This is a genomic window from Flavobacterium plurextorum (genome assembly GCF_024638035.1).
GTDB classification, from domain to species: Bacteria; Bacteroidota; Bacteroidia; order Flavobacteriales; family Flavobacteriaceae; genus Flavobacterium; species Flavobacterium plurextorum.
On record NZ_CP100442.1, the window covers coordinates 508,244 to 525,202 of the forward strand.

The following is a 16,959-nucleotide window of genomic DNA, read 5'->3' on the forward strand; positions in this document are numbered from 1 at the left end:
TTTTTATCTGTTTGGTCTGCAAAATCTGCGGGCGAATATTTTTTCTCGCAGATTTTCCTGATTAGCAGTTTTATTTCCTTTTTAGTCTTCCCTTAAAAAGCCACTTTTTGAATTTCGATTAAAATAGTGGTTTTGTTTTTAGGCAAAAAGTTGAATAAAAAATGTAAGCAAAAAAAAATCTTCTTCGTTTTTTATCAGAAGAAACTATGTCAAAACTTTTGAAGGTTTTAAAACAAAAATATCGGAAAAAACAAGAGCTTTAACCGAATTCAATGTATCAATAAATTTATCTTTACATACCTTGCAAATCATATCAAAAATCAAATTATTTAATTATATTCAACAAGTAAATGATGGATTTAAAAATCTGCATCATTTTTCTATTACATCTCAAAAAAAGAATAAAATGATATTGAAAACAAAATATGCTGTAGCAGCTTTATTGACAACCTTTCTTGTTTCTAGCGGATTGAAAGCACAGACAAAAGCAATTAATATAGAAAGCAGTTATATTACAGATCCACCCGTGACGACAACCAGCCACGCATCAACTTTAGTGGAATACAAGCCAAATGAAATTTTAGCTGCTTGGTTTGGAGGAAAATATGAAGGATCAAAAGATGTCGGAATTTATATTTCAGCTTATAAAGATAAAAAATGGTCGGCACCAAAAGAATTGATTCAGCCTTTAATAAAAGGTACTGATACACTGCCTTGCTGGAATCCGGTTCTTTTTAAAGCTAAAAGCCAGAATTTGTATTTGTTTTACAAAACAGGAAAAAATCCAAGAGAATGGTTTGGCGCTATGATTGTTTCCAAAGATAACGGAACAACTTGGGGAGAACCAAAATACCTTCCAGATGGAATTTACGGACCAATTCGTAATAAACCAATTGAAACTATTCCAGGAATAATTTTATGTGGGAGCAGTACAGAAAGTGTTAATACTGACGAATGGAGAATCCATGTTGAAGAATATACAGAAGCGACTGATTCTTGGAAGAAAATAGCGGTAGAAAACCGTCAGAACTTTAATGTCATTCAGCCGGCATTTTTAATTCATAGTGCTACAGATATTCAGATGTTATCCCGAAGCAAACACAATAAAATAGTTTCAAGCTGGTCTGGCGATAACGGGAAAAGCTGGATAAGAACCAATACAATCAATGTGATCAATTCTAATTCAGGAATAGATGCTTTAACCATAAATAAAAACCTTTTTTTATTGGTAAACAATCCATTACCGAAAGGAAAAGACTGGTTTAACGGAAGAAATATTTTGGACGTAGAATATTCAAAAGATGGTCTGAACTGGAAAAAATTATTTGATCTGGAAAAACAGGAAAAAGGTGAATTCAGCTATCCGGCAATCATCCAGACTACTGATAAAAAAGTACATGTTTTATATACTTATGATAGAAAGTACATCAAACATACCGCATTCGATTTGAATTAATCAGTACACTATGAGAGATCTTAAATCGTATTCATCACTTATACTGAACTATACTGTTTTCGATAATTTAACTGCTCTTTTCCTTGTTTTTACAACCCAAGTTACTGACAATTAAACAATTGTTTCTTTTTTAAGGAGTAATTAATTATTTTATCTGCTTTATTTTCTATTTAAAATTAGGACAAAAAAATCCCCAAAGTCCGAAAACAATGGAGATTTAATATAAAAAAACAATCTATTTTTAAAATCGTGCTATAAGAAATTTCAAATTAACTTATAGCACTTATATGGTTTAGAAAAAATTATGCGTTGAAAATTTTCTCTTGGTGACCAATACTTTCTTGGTGAATTGCTTTGAACATTCTTAAAACAAACTCTTCAGTAAGACCTTTTTTCTCACCTTCAAGAATCATTTTTCCTAAGATTTCGTTCCAACGATTGTTTTGAAGAATCGCAACGTTCGCATCTTTTTTCACCTGACCAATTTCGTCAGCCACTTTCATACGTTTTCCTAACAATTCTAATAAGTTAGCATCAAGAACGTCGATGTTCGCTCTTAGTTTAGTCATTTTTTGGCTGTACTCATCTGTAGTATCATCCGTTTTTCTGATAGTCAAATCTTTAATGATTTGTTTCAAAACATCTGGAGTAACTTGCTGCGCAGCATCAGACCAAGCGTTGTCTGGATCGATGTGTGTTTCGATAATCATACCATCGTAGTTCAAATCTAAAGCCTCTTGAGTTACTTCAAAAATCATTTTACGATCTCCAGTAATGTGAGATGGATCGATGATTAATGGTAAATCAGGGAATTTGTTTTGCAATTCGATAGCAATCTGCCATTCTGGAATGTTTCTGTATTTTGTTTTTTCGTAAGTAGAGAAACCTCTGTGAATAACACCTAATTTCTCGATTCCAGCCATGTGTAAACGCTCAACACCACCTAACCATAAAGCTAAATCTGGGTTTACTGGATTTTTAACCAAAACGATTTTATCAGTTCCTTTCAAAGTATCAGCAATTTCCTGAACCGCAAAAGGGTTTGCAGTTGTACGAGCACCAACCCATAAAACGTCAATATCATGTTCTAAAGCTAGTTTACAGTGCGCTGCAGTTGCAACTTCAGTACCCATCAATAAACCAGTTTCAGCTTTAGCTTTTTGTAACCATTTTAAACCAATTTCTCCAACACCTTCAAATCCTCCTGGACGCGTTCTTGGTTTCCAAATTCCTGCTCTGAAAACACTAACTTTTGAATCTTTCAATTCGTGAGCAATTTTCAATACTTGATCTTCCGTTTCTGCACTACATGGTCCAGCTATCACAAGTGGGTGATTTAAATTGAAATCTTCTAACCACTTTCTCATTTCTTTCTTATTTTCCATCTTAATTCTAATTTACTTTTTAGTTGTTGTTAATCCGTTTAGTATTTCTTTTATTTTATTTGTGCTTTCCATTTCTTCAAAAATGGCTTTGTAATCTTCTTCTTTTAGCAAATCCCTAAACCGACTGAGATTTGAAATATATTCTTCTAATGTTTCCAGAACGTGTTCTTTGTTTTGCTTAAAAATTGGTGTCCACATCGCTGGCGAACTTTTTGCTAAACGAACCGTACTTTCAAATCCACTTCCCGCCATATCAAAAATATCCTGTTCGTCTTTTTCTTTATTCATTACCGTTTTCCCCAGCATAAACGAACTAATGTGCGACAAATGTGAAACGTAAGCAATATGTTTGTCGTGCGAAGTTGGATCCATATATCGAATCCTCATTCCAATTTCGCTGAAAAGCTTTAACGCCTTTTCCTGCAATTTAAAAGTGGTTTTTTCCACTTCGCAAATAATGTTTGTTTTCCCTTTAAACAAACCTTTTATCGCCGCCGAAGGTCCTGAAAACTCCGTTCCCGCTATCGGATGCGTGGCAATAAAATTTCTTCTTTTCGGATGACTTGCTACTGCTTCACAAATTGGTTTTTTCGTCGAACCAACCTCAAAAACAATCGTTTTATCTCCAACTTGATCCAGAACTTTTGGCAAAACCGTCAGCGCCACATCCACTGGAACCGAAACGATCACAAAATCAGCTTCAGCCAAATCTTCAAAACTTCCCGCTTCGTCGATAACTCCTAAATTAATGGCTTCCTGCAAATGTTTTTCGTTGCTCTCAATCCCAAAAATCGTCGAATCAGGATGTTGGTCTTTGATGTCCAGCACCATCGAACCGCCAATTAATCCTATTCCTATTACGTATACTTTCATATTTCTTTTTATTAGAAGCTGCTTCCTGCTATCCGTTTCAATCTTTTCCGCCTCCCGAAGCCTCGGGACCGTCGCAAAAGGATTTCCACTTCTATCAGGGCTAGGGCTTCTCGTTTTTTAAAGACCTTTTATTTTTTCTGTCACCCTGAGCGAAGTCGAAGGGCGCTCCAATTGTAACGCGGGCTTCGACTTCGCTCAGCCTGACAATCTGGATAAAAATCTTAATACTTAATTCTAAAGTCTTAATACTTAAAATCGATCAATCGCTTCTTGTACTTTTTCTTCTTTCACACACAATGAGAATCTGATATACCCTTCACCGTTACTTCCAAAAATGGTTCCCGGTGTAATGAAAATATGTTTCTCATATAATATTTCGTCAATGAACTTCTCTGCTGATTCAATTCCTTCCGGAAGTTTTGCCCAAACAAAAAGTCCAACTCCTTCTTTATAAACTTTACAATTTAACTTTTCAGCTAATTTCTCTGTCAATTCTCTACGGCGTCTGTAAATTTTATTTTGATCTTCGAACCAAGATTTATCACAATTTAAAGCTGCAACGGCACCTTTCTGAATTCCGTAGAACATTCCGCTGTCCATGTTGCTTTTTACTTTTAGAACTGCATCGATAATTTCAGGATTTCCTAAAACCATTCCAACTCTCCAGCCAGCCATGTTGAAAGTTTTACTAAGTGAATTCAATTCTAAAGCCACTTCTTTCGCACCTTCAACTTGCAATAAACTCATCGGATTATCATTCAAAACAAAACTATACGGATTGTCGTTGATCAATAATATGTTGTGTTTTTTAGCAAAAGCAACCAATTTTTCAAATAACGCTAAACTTCCTCTCGCTCCTGTTGGCATGTGAGGATATCCCAGCCACATGATTTTTACTTTCTCCAGATCTAATTTTTCTAAAGCTTCAAAATCTGGTTCCCAAGCATTTGCTTCTTTCAGATCATAATAAACTGGAACCGCTCCAACTAAATTAGTTACCGAAGTATACGTTGGATAACCTGGATTCGGAATTAAAACATGATCGCCTTCATTTAAAAATGCTAACGAAATGTGCATAATTCCTTCTTTCGAACCCATTAATGGTAAAATCTCATTATTCGGATTTAATTCAACACCAAATTGATTCTGATAAAAATCGGCCATCCCTTTTCTCAATTCTGGTAATCCCTGATAGCTTTGATAACCATGCCCGTTTTCGTCTTGAATTGCCGCAGCGACTGCTTCAATTACTGCTTTTGACGGACTCAAATCAGGGCTTCCAATTCCCATATTGATGATCGATTTTCCTTCAGACATCAATTGACGAACTTCTCTCAATTTTGATGAGAAGTAGTATTCTTCAACTGTGTCTAATCTTTTTGCTGTTGTAATCATTTCTGTTTTTTATTAAAAATGCTTTAGGCTTTAGGCCGTAAGCGATATGCTTTTCTCTTTGGACTTTCGACTTTATGACTCAGCCAGGGGCTTTGTATTCTTATATTCTCCCAAAACTTTAAAATATTCTGCCATTATATTTAATAACGCTTTGGCTTTTGCAAAATCTTCGTATTTCTCAAACGTCACATCTACGAAAAATGAATATTTCCAAGGTGTTTCAATTTTTGGAAGCGACTGGATTTTTGTCAAATTCAGTTTGCAGTCACTCATTACATTCAAAACCGCCGCTAAACTTCCTCTTTTATGATCTAATTCAAATTTTACAGAAGCTCTGTTGATTTCGCTTTCTGGCAAAAATGAATTCTGCTTTTTGATGATTACGAAACGCGTCATATTATTTTTAATCGTTTGAATCGATGACGCAATAATATCTAAATCATACATTTCAGAAGCTGTTACACTTGCAATTGCCGCAATTCCAGTTAATTGTTTTTCCTGAATTCTTCTTGCTGTTTCGGCTGTATCTTTATCCTCAACCAATTTGATATTTGGATATTGTTTCAAGAAATCCATGCATTGCAAAAGCGCCATTGGGTGCGAATGAACTTCTTTTATGTCCTCAATTTTCTGACCTTTTAAAGCCATTAAATTTTGCTGAATGTTTAAATAATGCTCTCCAATAATGTGTAAATTATTCTTATCAATCAAAGCATAATTCGGAATAATTGGTCCTGCAATCGAATTTTCAATTGCCATAACTGCCTGATTCGATTTTCCTGAAAGCAGGCTGTCAATCAATTCTTCAAAAGACAAACACTCATCAATTTCCACATTTTCAGAGAAATACTCCTTTACAACCTGATGATGAAAAGAACCTTTGATACCTTGTATTGCAATTTTCGTTGTCATATATTCAAAAAAAAATCCTGATTTTCATCAGGATTGTATATTAGTTTTATTTGTCTTAAAATTTTCTCAAATAACCATAGCACAATCCTCACTTCTACTAAAGAAGAAATAAAAAGAGTTGCTAAAATAAAAACGGTTACTTGCCATTTTGTTTGTGTTTTTAAATAAATTCTCTGCGAATGTATAAATTATTTTTACTGCACCAAAAAAAAGATTGCATTTTATGAAACAAAAAGGGATTTCTTAACAAATTTATGATGTTTTGTATGATAATATAAAAATATCGACTTAAAATGAGATATTTATAATTGGTTTTTTAAAGGTTCTGAGATGCTGAGATGATATCCCGAGGCTTCGGGACTAAGTTTTTTTAGAACTTAAACTATCGATATAATAATATTTTACACCATTTTTGTCATTTCGATCCCGAAGCCTCGGGATCGAAATGACAAGATTACGATTAACCAAACAACCCAGAAACAGGCTTATTCCTAATCCCAATTTTAGAATAATCGAAATTCATTTTTTGTTGCAATAATGAAGCATACACACTTCTAAAATCAATCTCGTATTTTAAATCCCCATTATCCAAATTAGATAAATCGGGATTATTCCCTAAAACTGTTCCTTTATTATTACCTCCAATTATAAACATTGGCGCAGCAGTTCCGTGATCTGTTCCGTTTCCGTTATCTTTTACTCGTCGTCCAAATTCTGAAAAAACTACGATTGTAACATTTTGTAATAACTGCGCTTGTTTCAAATCCTGATAAAAACTATACAAAGCGTCATTTAAATCGGTTAATTTTTTCTCATGAATGGCGAGTTGATTATCGTGTGTATCAAATCCGCCAAGCGAAGTGTAATATACTTTTGAATTTAGATTCCCTTTTATTAATCGTCCAATCCATTCCAGATTTTTGGATAATTCTGTTTTTGGATAACTAATTTCAGATTTTGATTTTGCCAAAGCTTTCTGAATTTCATCTGATCCTTCGGTAACAGAATTGGCAATTTTTCGAACAAAATCCAATTGCGGATTATCAGACAAGGTTACATTTTCTTCTTTATCTGATTTTACTTTAAATCGGTTTGGATCTTTTACCGTTATCGAATTAGGCTCCATTCCTTTTAAAGCCAGATTATCGATCGAATCCAAATTTATTCCCGCAGTTGCTTGATGTCCGTTACACTGCAAATCGAGATAACGGCCTAACCAGCCTTCATTAATATATTTATTCGAGTCTGCTGCAGTTTGCCAAATTTCCTGACTTCGAAAATGAGAACGAATAGGCTCAGGATATCCAACATTTTGAATAACCGTTAAATCTCCGTTTTGCTGCATTTGAGCAAAATCTTTTAAAGATGGATGAAACGCCATTCCTTTATTTTTACCAATAACAGCATCTTTACTTAAAGCTATTTTTGTTCTCAAATCATAATACAACGGATTATCGTAAGGAATAAAAGTATTCAATCCGTCATTCCCGCCATTTAATTGTACAAACACAATGCACTGCTCACCGATTACCAAATTATTCTGCGAACCAAAAGCATGTAAAAAATCAGGAAGCACCAGCATTCCGCCAGTAAAAGTTCCTGTAAGCGTTAGAAAATTTCTTCTGTTCATAACTGCAGTTTTCTAAATTAATTGATATTCGGGTAGCTTTGTAATGTAATCAAAGAGTCTTATTACAGCGAAATTGGCGTGCGTTTCTTTTGGATCAAAATCATATTTCAGCAAACTCTCCATATCTTTTTGCGTGGCATCGTTTACATTAAACAACAATCTGTTCGACAACTCAGCAATAATCGTTTTGTTATTTCCATTAGAATCAAAATCAATTTTTATGTTGAGCTTTTCAAATTCTGATTTTGGTTTTTCTGTATCAGAATTCATCGTATTTAATACTTTTCTCGTAATACTTCTTCCGCTGCAAAGCAAATCGGATGTATTATTGCGTTGTAAATAAATTTGAGAAGTCAGCCAAGAATTTCCGCCGTCCCATCCTTTTACATTTACCTGATTGTACAAATCCATTCCTTGCTGCTTAATAAAAAATAGAATCATAGCATCGTCCAGATCATCGATATGTAATTCATCCAAAAGCTGCAAAATATAAACTAGAGGGTCTTTGATCTTTGTTCCCGAATTTTCCTTTTTATATTCTTCGGTAAAAATTTTAGTTAACAAAGGTTGAATTTCAAACTTTACTTTTCTAAAGTAATCACCATAATACATCACCAAATCTTCTGACGGATTATCATAAATAAACCATTCTAGTATTTTTCGAGTAATGAGATACGGTATATTTTTCTGCTCAAAAATAATATCAACCAGATCATCCGCTTTCCAGTTTCCGGTTTTTCCAAAGTAAGTTTTATCAGTATCATCTTCCGCAAAATGCCTGTAGACTGCACCATCGTCCCCATAATTTAATCCTGCTAAAGCTCTTGCTCCATTTTTAATGTCGCTTTCGGTATAATTTCCAATTCCGATCGTGAATAATTCAAGTAATTCACGACTTAGATTTTCATTATATTTTCCTTTTTTATTATCGACATTATCTAGGTATTTTACCATTGCATTCGATTTTATGATTTGCTTGGTCAGTTCTTTGAAATTCCCGAAAGCATGTTCACGCAAAATCATATTATGTTGGTAAATCCAGTAATTGACTTTTACTTTTTGAGAAGTGGAAACGAAATGATTGTGCCAAAAACAAACCATATTTTCACGTAATGGAAATTCGTCGCTGCGCATTTTACCAATCCACCATTTTTTTAGTTCAACGGCAGAGTAGATTTCTTTTTTAAGAGCCTTCTTTTTTTCTTCTGAATCAGCGGTTTTTATAGATTCTCGAAGTTCTTTGAGCTCTAATAGTGTTTTGGGATCATCGTTTAAAAAAGCAGGAAGTTGTGTCTCGAATTTTGAATCATAGGAATGTTTTAGAAATTTTTCTAGTCCTAATTTTTCTATTGCATCGGATTCTTTTCCAGAAAAACCCAACCGTAACGACCAAAGATTGCTTTTTTTCATAACACAAGAATTTGTTTAGAAATAAGACTCAACTTTCTCTTAAAGGTTTAATTTCGAGCAAAGTTCTGAGGTTCTTAGATGCTAAGGTGCTAAGTTTTGAAAAGTCTTTGGTAATGATTAAAACGGGGAATTTATCACAATATTGTCATTGATTATTATTGAGAATGGATTAAAATCCATCCCTACAATATGATTTATTCCTACGGAACATTATTTATAAGCTCAGGAAATTAAACAGTCCTAATTGAAGAGAAAATAGCTCCTAAAAAAGCAGAATAACAATAATATTTTCAAAAAAAACTACCAAACTATACTCCAGTAAATCAACGTTTTTTTTCCTCTATTTACAGCTATTCCTTTTGAGTATCCATTCTTCCAATTTACTGGCATTTGCGGATTTGGCATCATTTTAAACTCTTTAAACCAATTCCCTTTTTTAGCCTCTAAAACATAAATATCAAAATTATTCTCTAAATAAATTTCATTCTTTCCATTAGTGAATTCGTTTTCTATAAAATTAGGTAATGGATACAAATTCTTAAAACAATCTTGATTTATTTTAGTACTATCAGTAATAGCAACATCTTCAACATTTTCATAAGTTTTAAGTGTTTCAAAACGATTGACAATTAACAAACATGAATCATTCGAACTATACTTAGCCAATGATTTCTTTTCCAAACTTCTAACAACTGAATCTACATTTTTTAGATCTTTCTCATATTCATATAACATAAAACGAACATCACTCTTTGATATGTTCTTACTATTAACAGTTTGAAAAGGATATGATGTTACCTTTTTAGGAAAGTGATCAACAAGCTTTCTGTTAAAGCTACTTTTAGCCTCAATATATTTTTGATTATCTAAAGAATCTACCGATTTATTGTTACAACTCAAGATGCAAAAAACAATCACATTCAATAAAATTATCTTCTTCATCATACATATCTTATTATTTTAAAAACCAGTTAAATTGAAAAAAAACTCCAAAAAACAAAAGCAGCTATCATTACGATAACTGCTTTCTATAAATTAAAGATATAAATCTTTCTTCTTTATTCTATATCTCTTTCCTCTAAAAAAAAATTAAGACCCACACATTTCACAATCTTCAGGATCTCCAGCTTGTGCTTTTAACAGCATTGCTTTATAATCCTCAACGCTGATAGCTTCAGTTTCTACAACTGCCGCTGGTGCATTTTCTTCTTTTTTATCGTTGTTTAGAGTAAACTTAATCGCATCTACTGCCGATTTTGTTCTTAGGTAATACATTCCTGTTTTTAAACCTGACTGCCAAGCATAGAAGTGCATTGACGTAAGTTTAGAATAGTTTGCATCTTGCATGAACAAGTTCAATGATTGCGATTGGTCAATGAAATATCCTCTTTGACGTGACATATCGATAATATCTTTCATCGACATTTCCCAAACTGTTTTATAAAGATCTTTTAAGTCTTGCGGAATAATATCAATGTTTTGAACAGATCCGTTATGACGCATAATTTCTTGTTTCAAGTCTTCGTTCCATAAACCTAGTTTTACTAAGTCTTCTAGTAAATGTTTGTTTACTACGATGAACTCTCCCGACAATACACGACGTGTGTAAATGTTTGATGTATACGGTTCGAAAGCTTCGTTGTTTCCAAGAATTTGAGAAGTTGAAGCTGTTGGCATTGGCGCAACCAATAATGAATTACGAACTCCATGCTCTACTACTTCTTTTCTTAATGAAGCCCAGTCCCAACGACCAGATAATTCTTCATCTTTCATTCCCCACATATTGTGTTGGAATTCTCCTTGTGACATTGGTGAACCTTCAAAAGTTGAATATGGTCCTTCTTCTTTTGCCATTTCCATAGAAGCGGTTACGGCTGCGAAGTATAATGTTTCGAAAATTTCTTGATTTAGAACTTTTGCTTCATCACTTGTAAATGGCATACGAAGCATAATAAAAGCATCCGCTAAACCTTGCACTCCCAATCCTACTGGACGGTGACGCATGTTTGAGTTTTCAGCTTCTTTTACAGGATAGTAATTTCTGTCAATTACTTTATTTAAGTTACGAGTTACACGTTTTGTAACATTGTAAAGTGCTTCGTGATCGAATTTTCCATTCTCGATAAACATTGGTAACGAAATAGAAGCTAGATTACAAACTGCAATTTCATCTTTAGAAGTGTACTCCATAATCTCTGTACACAAGTTTGAAGAACGAATTGTTCCTAAATTCTTGTGATTTGATTTACGGTTTGCTGCATCTTTGTACAACATATATGGTGTTCCAGTTTCGATTTGTGATTCAAGGATTTTTTCCCATAATTCACGTGCACGAATGGTTTTTCTACCTTTTCCTCTAAATTCATAATCCGTATACATTGCTTCGAATTCTTCTCCGTAAACATGGTATAATCCCGGACATTCGTTAGGACACATTAAAGTCCAAGTTGTATCTTCCTGAACACGTTTCATGAACAAATCTGAAGTCCACATTGCAAAGAATAAATCTCTTGCACGCATTTCTTCTTTTCCAGTATTTTTCTTTAAATCTAAAAATTCAAAGATATCAGCATGCCAAGTTTCGATATAAATTGCAAAACTTCCTTTACGTTTTCCGCCTCCTTGATCTACGTAACGCGCAGTATCATTGAAAACTCTCAACATTGGAACAATTCCATTTGAAGTTCCGTTTGTACCGCGAATGTAAGATCCTGTAGCACGAACGTTATGAATAGAAAGCCCAATTCCTCCTGCTGATTGCGAGATTTTTGCTGTTTGTTTTAATGTATCGTAAATACCATCAATACTATCATCTTGCATCGCCAAAAGGAAACAAGAAGACATTTGCGGCTTTGGAGTTCCTGCATTAAACAACGTTGGCGTTGCGTGTGTAAAGAACTTTTTAGACATTAAATCGTAAGTTTCAATTACCGATTTTAAATCGTCTAAGTGAATACCAACAGAAACACGCATTAACATATGCTGCGGACGCTCAACGATTTTTCCGTTTATTTTAAGAAGATAAGAACGCTCTAAAGTTTTAAAACCAAAGTAGTCGTAATTAAAATCTCTAGTGTAAATGATATGCGAATCAAGGAAAGCAGAGTTTTCCTGAATTACTTTAAATACTTCATCCGAAAGCAATGGTGCATCTTGACCATTTCTTGGATTTACGTAATTGTACATATCTTTCATCGTTTCAGAGAACGATTTTTTTGTATTTGAATGCAGGTTTGAAATTGCCACACGAGCTGCTAATTGTGCATAATCCGGGTGTGCAATAGTCATAGACGCAGCAGTTTCTGCCGCAAGATTATCCAATTCTGAAGTCGAAACTCCATCATACAATCCTTCGATAACTCTCATCGCTACCTTTACGGGATCTACAAGCTCATTTAAGCCGTAGCACAATTTTTTGATTCTTTCTGTAATCTTATCAAACATTACCGGCTCTCTGTGACCATCTCTTTTTACTACATACATAAGCTTACTATTTTAGTTATTGAAAAAATGAAAGACACTGGAAAGCAAATTCCAGCACTTAAACATTGTGTGTTTTAAAAAAATTATCTTTTTTTGAGAATTGTAGGATTCTCAATAATTATCTGTTTCCAGTCTGAAAAACAAACCGAAAAGGCATTAAAAAATGTCATTGAATCTTCGATTGGGGAAAGAGATTCAATCTAAAAAAATACTTGTAAAAGTTTTATTCTTTTCAGTGTTTAAAATTGCACTGAAATTATTTTTGTTGTCTAAAAATCTGCATCAAATGAAATTTTCTGAGCATCGCTGTCTGTGTTCATCACACCAGATTTTTGATACTCTGCAACACGTTTTTCAAAGAAATTGGTTTTTCCTTGAAGAGAGATCATGTCCATGAAATCAAACGGATTCGCTGATCCATAAACACGCTCGCAGCCTAATTCTACTAATAATCTGTCAGCAACAAATTCTAGATATTGCGTCATTAAAGTCGCGTTCATTCCAATTAAACTTACCGGAAGAGATTCTGTTACAAATTCTCTTTCAATATTTAAAGCATCAACGATGATTTCTTTAATTCTGTCTTTTGGAACTTTATTCACCAAGTGATGATTGTGCAGGTGAACTGCAAAATCACAATGTACGCCTTCGTCACGAGAAATCAATTCATTAGAGAAAGTTAAACCTGGCATTAAACCACGTTTTTTCAACCAATAAATAGAACAGAAAGCACCAGAGAAGAAAATACCTTCAACAGCAGCAAAAGCGATAAGTCTTTCAGCAAATGAATCAGATTCGATCCATTTTAAAGCCCATTCTGCTTTTTTACCAATTGCAGGAAAAACCTCCAAAGCATTAAACAATTCTGCTTTTTCTGCTTCGTCTTTCACGTAAGTGTCAATTAATAAAGAATAAGTTTCACTATGAATATTTTCCATCATGATTTGAAAACCATAGAAAAACTTAGCCTCAGCATATTGAACTTCGTTTACAAAATTCTCAGCAAGATTCTCATTTACGATTCCGTCAGAAGCAGCAAAGAATGCCAAAATATGTTTGATGAAATATCTTTCATCATCACTTAATTTATTATTCCAATCCGTCAAGTCTTGGTGCAAATCGATTTCTTCTGCAGTCCAGAAACTAGCCTCCATTTTCTTATACCATTCCCAAATATCATGATGTTTGATAGGAAAAATAACGAAACGATTTTTATTTTCTTGTAGTATTGGTTCGACTTGTGACATGACAATTTTTTTAATAATTTTTACTGAATTTTTTCTAATTCAATACACTACAAAGATTGTTAATTGCTGCCAAAAATAAAAGCCAAACTTATTCACAATCGGGCGTAGTTTTTAACAACGATGAAAAATTGAAATGTTTTTCATACAACAATCAATTCTCTGTAAATGAATGATTTAAATACTGAATATACATCTTGAAGCCCTGTAAAATATAGACTTTTTGAAATAAAAAGCAAGGAATTCTAAAATGTTTTTAAAGTTTTTTTTGAGGCTCGGCTTTCCTTTTTCTGAGTAAAAGCGAATCACTTTTCAACAACGATAAGCCTTGCCGAATTTTTACGAATTTTTAAGTTCTTCGGCTACTTTTTCAAGCTCCAAATACCAATCTTCTCCAAAACGGCGAATCAATGCTTCTTTGACAAATTTATACACGGGAACTTCTAATTCTTTACCCAAAGAACAAGCATCATCACAAATATCCCACTTATCATAATTAACAGCAGCAAACTCTGTGAAGTCTTTTACACGAATTGGGTATAAATGACAAGAAACTGGTTTTTTCCAATCTACGATTCCTTGATTATAAGCTTGCTCAATTCCACAAAGCGCAGTTTTCCCGTCAAAAATAACGTAAGCACAATCCTTATTATCAATCAAAGTCGTTTCCAGATCTCCGTCAGTTCCTTTTACCCAAGTACCTTGCGCTTCGATGGCGTCAATTCCTTCTTTTCTTAAAAAAGGTTTTACTTTAGGATAGATTTCTTCTAAAATCTTAGTTTCAGCTTCACTTAAAGGTGCACCTGCATCGCCGTCGACGCAGCAAGCCCCTTTGCATGCTGATAAATTACAAACAAATTCTTTTTCGAGTATATCCTCTGATACGATGGTTTTTCCTAGTTGAAACATTTTGCAAAGGTAACTAAAGATTCAGGAAATAAAAATCACTCCCACACTTATGTTCTTAAACCAAACTAATTTAGAATGTTACTATTTTGTCCGCCTGTTTGACGTAACTATTCTAACACATAGAAACATAGATTTAGCCCTCTAAAAAAGACTTTTCACTTATTTAAAACAAACATAACCGGCTATGTGAGAGAAACCCGTTTCTTTTTTTACTCTTAAAAAATAAAATCCATATTTCTATATATTTAAAAAAGCGTCAATTACGCCGAACGGGCTATTTTCGCTACATAAATTTGTAATCAGCCTTATTAAATACATAAGCACTTTTTTCTAAACTCACACATTTCATTGTCGTCACTTTTCCTTTATTCTTCAAATCCTTCATCGTCATATCCATCAATAAGGTTTTATCTTCCGGCTTAAAGTAGTTCGTTAAAGCATCTGGCATTTTCCAGCCTTTTTGATTTTTGAACATATCTCCAAAACTCACTTTGGCTTCACTTGTATAATAACAAATAATATCAAGCTCATCATTCGTCATTTCAATTCCTTTACAATTGTATCCCAGAATAGTTTTATTGGGTAATGTCTTGATGGTAAATTTAGCCTTCTCACTTTCTTTTTTTGCCATTTCTGTATAATCCGGCATTTTAGACGCCGAAGCCATTTTCTCTTTGCCGTTACCAAAACCTGTCACCGTTATATTATTCTTAGAATCCATAATCATCAACATACTCTGTCCTTTTCCCTGATCGATATTCATTGCAAAATAAGCCGCATTAGGTTCCAAAAAATAATCAGCATTCATCGCCTTTCCTTCACCAGTTTTAATTTCCATGACATATTTCCAGCTAAAATTATAGGAGTTTGGCACAACTGACGGATCTACTTTATTTTTTCCATAACTCAAGATCGCATCATTCATATTTACATTTTGATCAGCAGCTTTACCACCGTCACTTTGGCCTTTTTTACCAGCCTTATCTTCTGCAGCTTTTTTAATTTGCTGCCAAATTTGAGCTTGCGAACTATTGAATGAAAACAACAGAACCAAGAGTACTACAACCAACCGCATTCTTTCCATGATCAATAAACTTAAAATTACAAACAAATTTACTAATTGATTTTCAGTAAGTTATAATTTTTAACTTTTGATTTCGCAAGCTTTTTTCAAAACAAGCAAGAAAAAAATTAAGTTGAAAAATAATCCGTCTCTTTTTCTCTAAATCAACAATTGAAACATTATATTGTTATAAATATCACATTTTACACGTGTAATATGTGTTTTTATAACAAAAATACAACGTAACAAAAAATCACCTAACTTTATTACCTACTTTTGCAGCAAATTATTAACCCCTTAAAATCAGAACTATATGCTAGAAATCGACTTTAGAGAAATTATTACAGTTGGAATGGTACTTTTTGCGGTAATCGATATTGTAGGTTCTATCCCAATTATTGTCAATTTAAGAGCAAAAGTTGGTCACATTGAATCTGAAAAAGCTTCTATTGTAGCCGGTGCCATTATGATTGTTTTTCTATTTGTCGGTGAAGGTTTTTTAAGCCTTATTGGTATTGATGTACACTCGTTTGCCGTTGCAGGTTCTTTTGTATTATTCTTTCTTGCTTTAGAAATGATCTTAGGAATTAGAATTTATCGCGATGAAGAACCAGGATCAGCATCAATTGTTCCGCTTGCCTTTCCATTGATAGCCGGAGCAGGTACAATGACTACTTTACTCTCACTTCGATCTCAATTTCACACCGTTAATATTATCATTGCAATTATATTAAATATCATCTTAGTTTATATTGTTTTGAAATCATCTAAAAAGATCGAAAATTTATTAGGAGAAAACGGACTTGGCGTGGTTCGCAAGACATTTGGAGTCATCCTTTTAGCAATTGCTGTTAAATTATTTGCTGCGAATGTTAAAGGTTTGTTTGTCTAAGATTTATTTTTATACTTTTACCTCATAAAATTTCTAAAACAGAACTTTAAGACTTTTTTTAACTTAAAGTTCCTTTTGATTATTTTAGACAAATAAATAAGCATATGAAAATCTTTACTTCAATCTTAGTGCTTTTAGCATTAGCTCTAATTGTTTTTAATATTACGTTATTAGACTTTAAAAATCCTTTTCAAGGTGATAGTATGGTAGCTTTTATTGGAATCGCAGCTTCCTTTTGCGCGGTATTGATTCTTTTGATTTTTAGAATTTCAAAAAGAATTGAAGAAAAAACAAACGGTCGATAATA

Annotated in this window: 14 protein-coding genes; 3 read left to right on the top strand and 11 right to left on the bottom strand. The window is 33.4% G+C overall.

The window, feature by feature from the left end; all coding sequences use genetic code 11:
* The first annotated feature begins 406 nt into the window (after positions 1-406).
* Positions 407-1,456 carry a sialidase family protein gene (locus tag NLG42_RS02450; RefSeq protein WP_257682905.1) on the top strand — a complete coding sequence of 350 codons (1,050 nt, stop codon included), beginning with the start codon at positions 407-409 and terminating at the stop codon, positions 1,454-1,456.
* A gap of 302 nt (positions 1,457-1,758) precedes the next feature.
* Here NLG42_RS02450 and NLG42_RS02455 read toward each other — a convergent pair whose 3' ends face one another.
* The 11 genes from NLG42_RS02455 to NLG42_RS02505 form a co-directional block, all read right to left on the bottom strand.
* Complete coding sequence (locus NLG42_RS02455) at positions 1,759-2,841, bottom strand: bifunctional 3-deoxy-7-phosphoheptulonate synthase/chorismate mutase type II (protein WP_089054266.1); 1,083 nt, start codon at positions 2,839-2,841, stop codon at positions 1,759-1,761.
* Between the two features lie 12 nt (positions 2,842-2,853).
* Positions 2,854-3,714 (bottom strand): prephenate dehydrogenase, encoded by an 861-nt coding sequence (locus NLG42_RS02460; RefSeq protein ID WP_257682906.1) that lies wholly within the window; start codon positions 3,712-3,714, stop codon positions 2,854-2,856.
* 249 nt (positions 3,715-3,963) lie between these two features.
* Positions 3,964-5,109, bottom strand: a complete 1,146-nt coding sequence (locus NLG42_RS02465; RefSeq protein WP_099718083.1) for a pyridoxal phosphate-dependent aminotransferase — start codon at positions 5,107-5,109, stop codon at positions 3,964-3,966.
* Between the two features lie 72 nt (positions 5,110-5,181).
* Positions 5,182-6,021 carry a prephenate dehydratase gene (locus NLG42_RS02470; RefSeq protein ID WP_099718082.1) on the bottom strand — a complete coding sequence of 280 codons (840 nt, stop codon included), beginning with the start codon at positions 6,019-6,021 and terminating at the stop codon, positions 5,182-5,184.
* A 460-nt stretch (positions 6,022-6,481) separates the two neighbouring features.
* Entirely contained in the window at positions 6,482-7,651 is a 1,170-nt protein-coding gene (locus tag NLG42_RS02475; RefSeq protein WP_089058467.1) for a DUF1501 domain-containing protein, read from the bottom strand.
* Between the two features lie 12 nt (positions 7,652-7,663).
* Positions 7,664-9,061: a DUF1800 domain-containing protein gene (locus tag NLG42_RS02480; RefSeq protein WP_257682907.1), complete on the bottom strand. Its 1,398-nt coding sequence runs from the start codon at positions 9,059-9,061 to the stop codon at positions 7,664-7,666.
* 300 nt (positions 9,062-9,361) lie between these two features.
* The gene (locus NLG42_RS02485) at positions 9,362-10,006 is read right to left on the bottom strand and encodes a hypothetical protein (RefSeq protein ID WP_257682908.1); all 645 of its coding nucleotides are present in this window, start codon (positions 10,004-10,006) and stop codon (positions 9,362-9,364) included.
* Between the two features lie 144 nt (positions 10,007-10,150).
* Entirely contained in the window at positions 10,151-12,544 is a 2,394-nt protein-coding gene (locus tag NLG42_RS02490; protein ID WP_257682909.1) for a ribonucleoside-diphosphate reductase subunit alpha, read from the bottom strand.
* A gap of 269 nt (positions 12,545-12,813) precedes the next feature.
* Positions 12,814-13,791, bottom strand: a complete 978-nt coding sequence (locus NLG42_RS02495) for a ribonucleotide-diphosphate reductase subunit beta (RefSeq protein ID WP_089054274.1) — start codon at positions 13,789-13,791, stop codon at positions 12,814-12,816.
* Positions 13,792-14,127: 336 nt separating this feature from the next.
* Positions 14,128-14,697, bottom strand: coding sequence for a DUF3109 family protein (locus NLG42_RS02500; protein WP_089054275.1), 570 nt, complete (start codon positions 14,695-14,697; stop codon positions 14,128-14,130).
* A 283-nt stretch (positions 14,698-14,980) separates the two neighbouring features.
* Positions 14,981-15,781, bottom strand: coding sequence for a DUF4412 domain-containing protein (locus NLG42_RS02505; RefSeq protein ID WP_099718076.1), 801 nt, complete (start codon positions 15,779-15,781; stop codon positions 14,981-14,983).
* Positions 15,782-16,073: 292 nt separating this feature from the next.
* Here NLG42_RS02505 and NLG42_RS02510 point away from each other — a divergent pair, with 292 nt between their 5' ends.
* On the top strand, positions 16,074-16,652 hold the full coding sequence (locus NLG42_RS02510; RefSeq protein WP_089058461.1) for a MarC family protein: 579 nt from the start codon (positions 16,074-16,076) through the stop codon (positions 16,650-16,652).
* Positions 16,653-16,756: 104 nt separating this feature from the next.
* Entirely contained in the window at positions 16,757-16,957 is a 201-nt protein-coding gene (locus NLG42_RS02515) for a hypothetical protein (protein ID WP_026728410.1), read from the top strand.
* The last annotated feature ends 2 nt before the right edge of the window (positions 16,958-16,959 follow it).

Bases quoted from the DNA above. Each gene is read 5' to 3' on its own strand.
- NLG42_RS02500 (WP_089054275.1), bottom strand. From the start codon at position 14,697: ATGTTTCAACTAGGAAAAACCATCGTATCAGAGGATATACTCGAAAAA.
- NLG42_RS02490 (WP_257682909.1), bottom strand. From the start codon at position 12,544: ATGTATGTAGTAAAAAGAGATGGTCACAGAGAGCCGGTAATGTTTGAT.
- NLG42_RS02480 (WP_257682907.1), bottom strand. From the start codon at position 9,061: ATGAAAAAAAGCAATCTTTGGTCGTTACGGTTGGGTTTTTCTGGAAAA.
- NLG42_RS02475 (WP_089058467.1), bottom strand. From the start codon at position 7,651: ATGAACAGAAGAAATTTTCTAACGCTTACAGGAACTTTTACTGGCGGA.
- NLG42_RS02505 (WP_099718076.1), bottom strand. From the start codon at position 15,781: ATGGAAAGAATGCGGTTGGTTGTAGTACTCTTGGTTCTGTTGTTTTCA.
- NLG42_RS02515 (WP_026728410.1), top strand. From the start codon at position 16,757: ATGAAAATCTTTACTTCAATCTTAGTGCTTTTAGCATTAGCTCTAATT.
- NLG42_RS02460 (WP_257682906.1), bottom strand. From the start codon at position 3,714: ATGAAAGTATACGTAATAGGAATAGGATTAATTGGCGGTTCGATGGTG.
- NLG42_RS02470 (WP_099718082.1), bottom strand. From the start codon at position 6,021: ATGACAACGAAAATTGCAATACAAGGTATCAAAGGTTCTTTTCATCAT.
- NLG42_RS02455 (WP_089054266.1), bottom strand. From the start codon at position 2,841: ATGGAAAATAAGAAAGAAATGAGAAAGTGGTTAGAAGATTTCAATTTA.
- NLG42_RS02510 (WP_089058461.1), top strand. From the start codon at position 16,074: ATGCTAGAAATCGACTTTAGAGAAATTATTACAGTTGGAATGGTACTT.
- NLG42_RS02485 (WP_257682908.1), bottom strand. From the start codon at position 10,006: ATGATGAAGAAGATAATTTTATTGAATGTGATTGTTTTTTGCATCTTG.
- NLG42_RS02465 (WP_099718083.1), bottom strand. From the start codon at position 5,109: ATGATTACAACAGCAAAAAGATTAGACACAGTTGAAGAATACTACTTC.
- NLG42_RS02450 (WP_257682905.1), top strand. From the start codon at position 407: ATGATATTGAAAACAAAATATGCTGTAGCAGCTTTATTGACAACCTTT.
- NLG42_RS02495 (WP_089054274.1), bottom strand. From the start codon at position 13,791: ATGTCACAAGTCGAACCAATACTACAAGAAAATAAAAATCGTTTCGTT.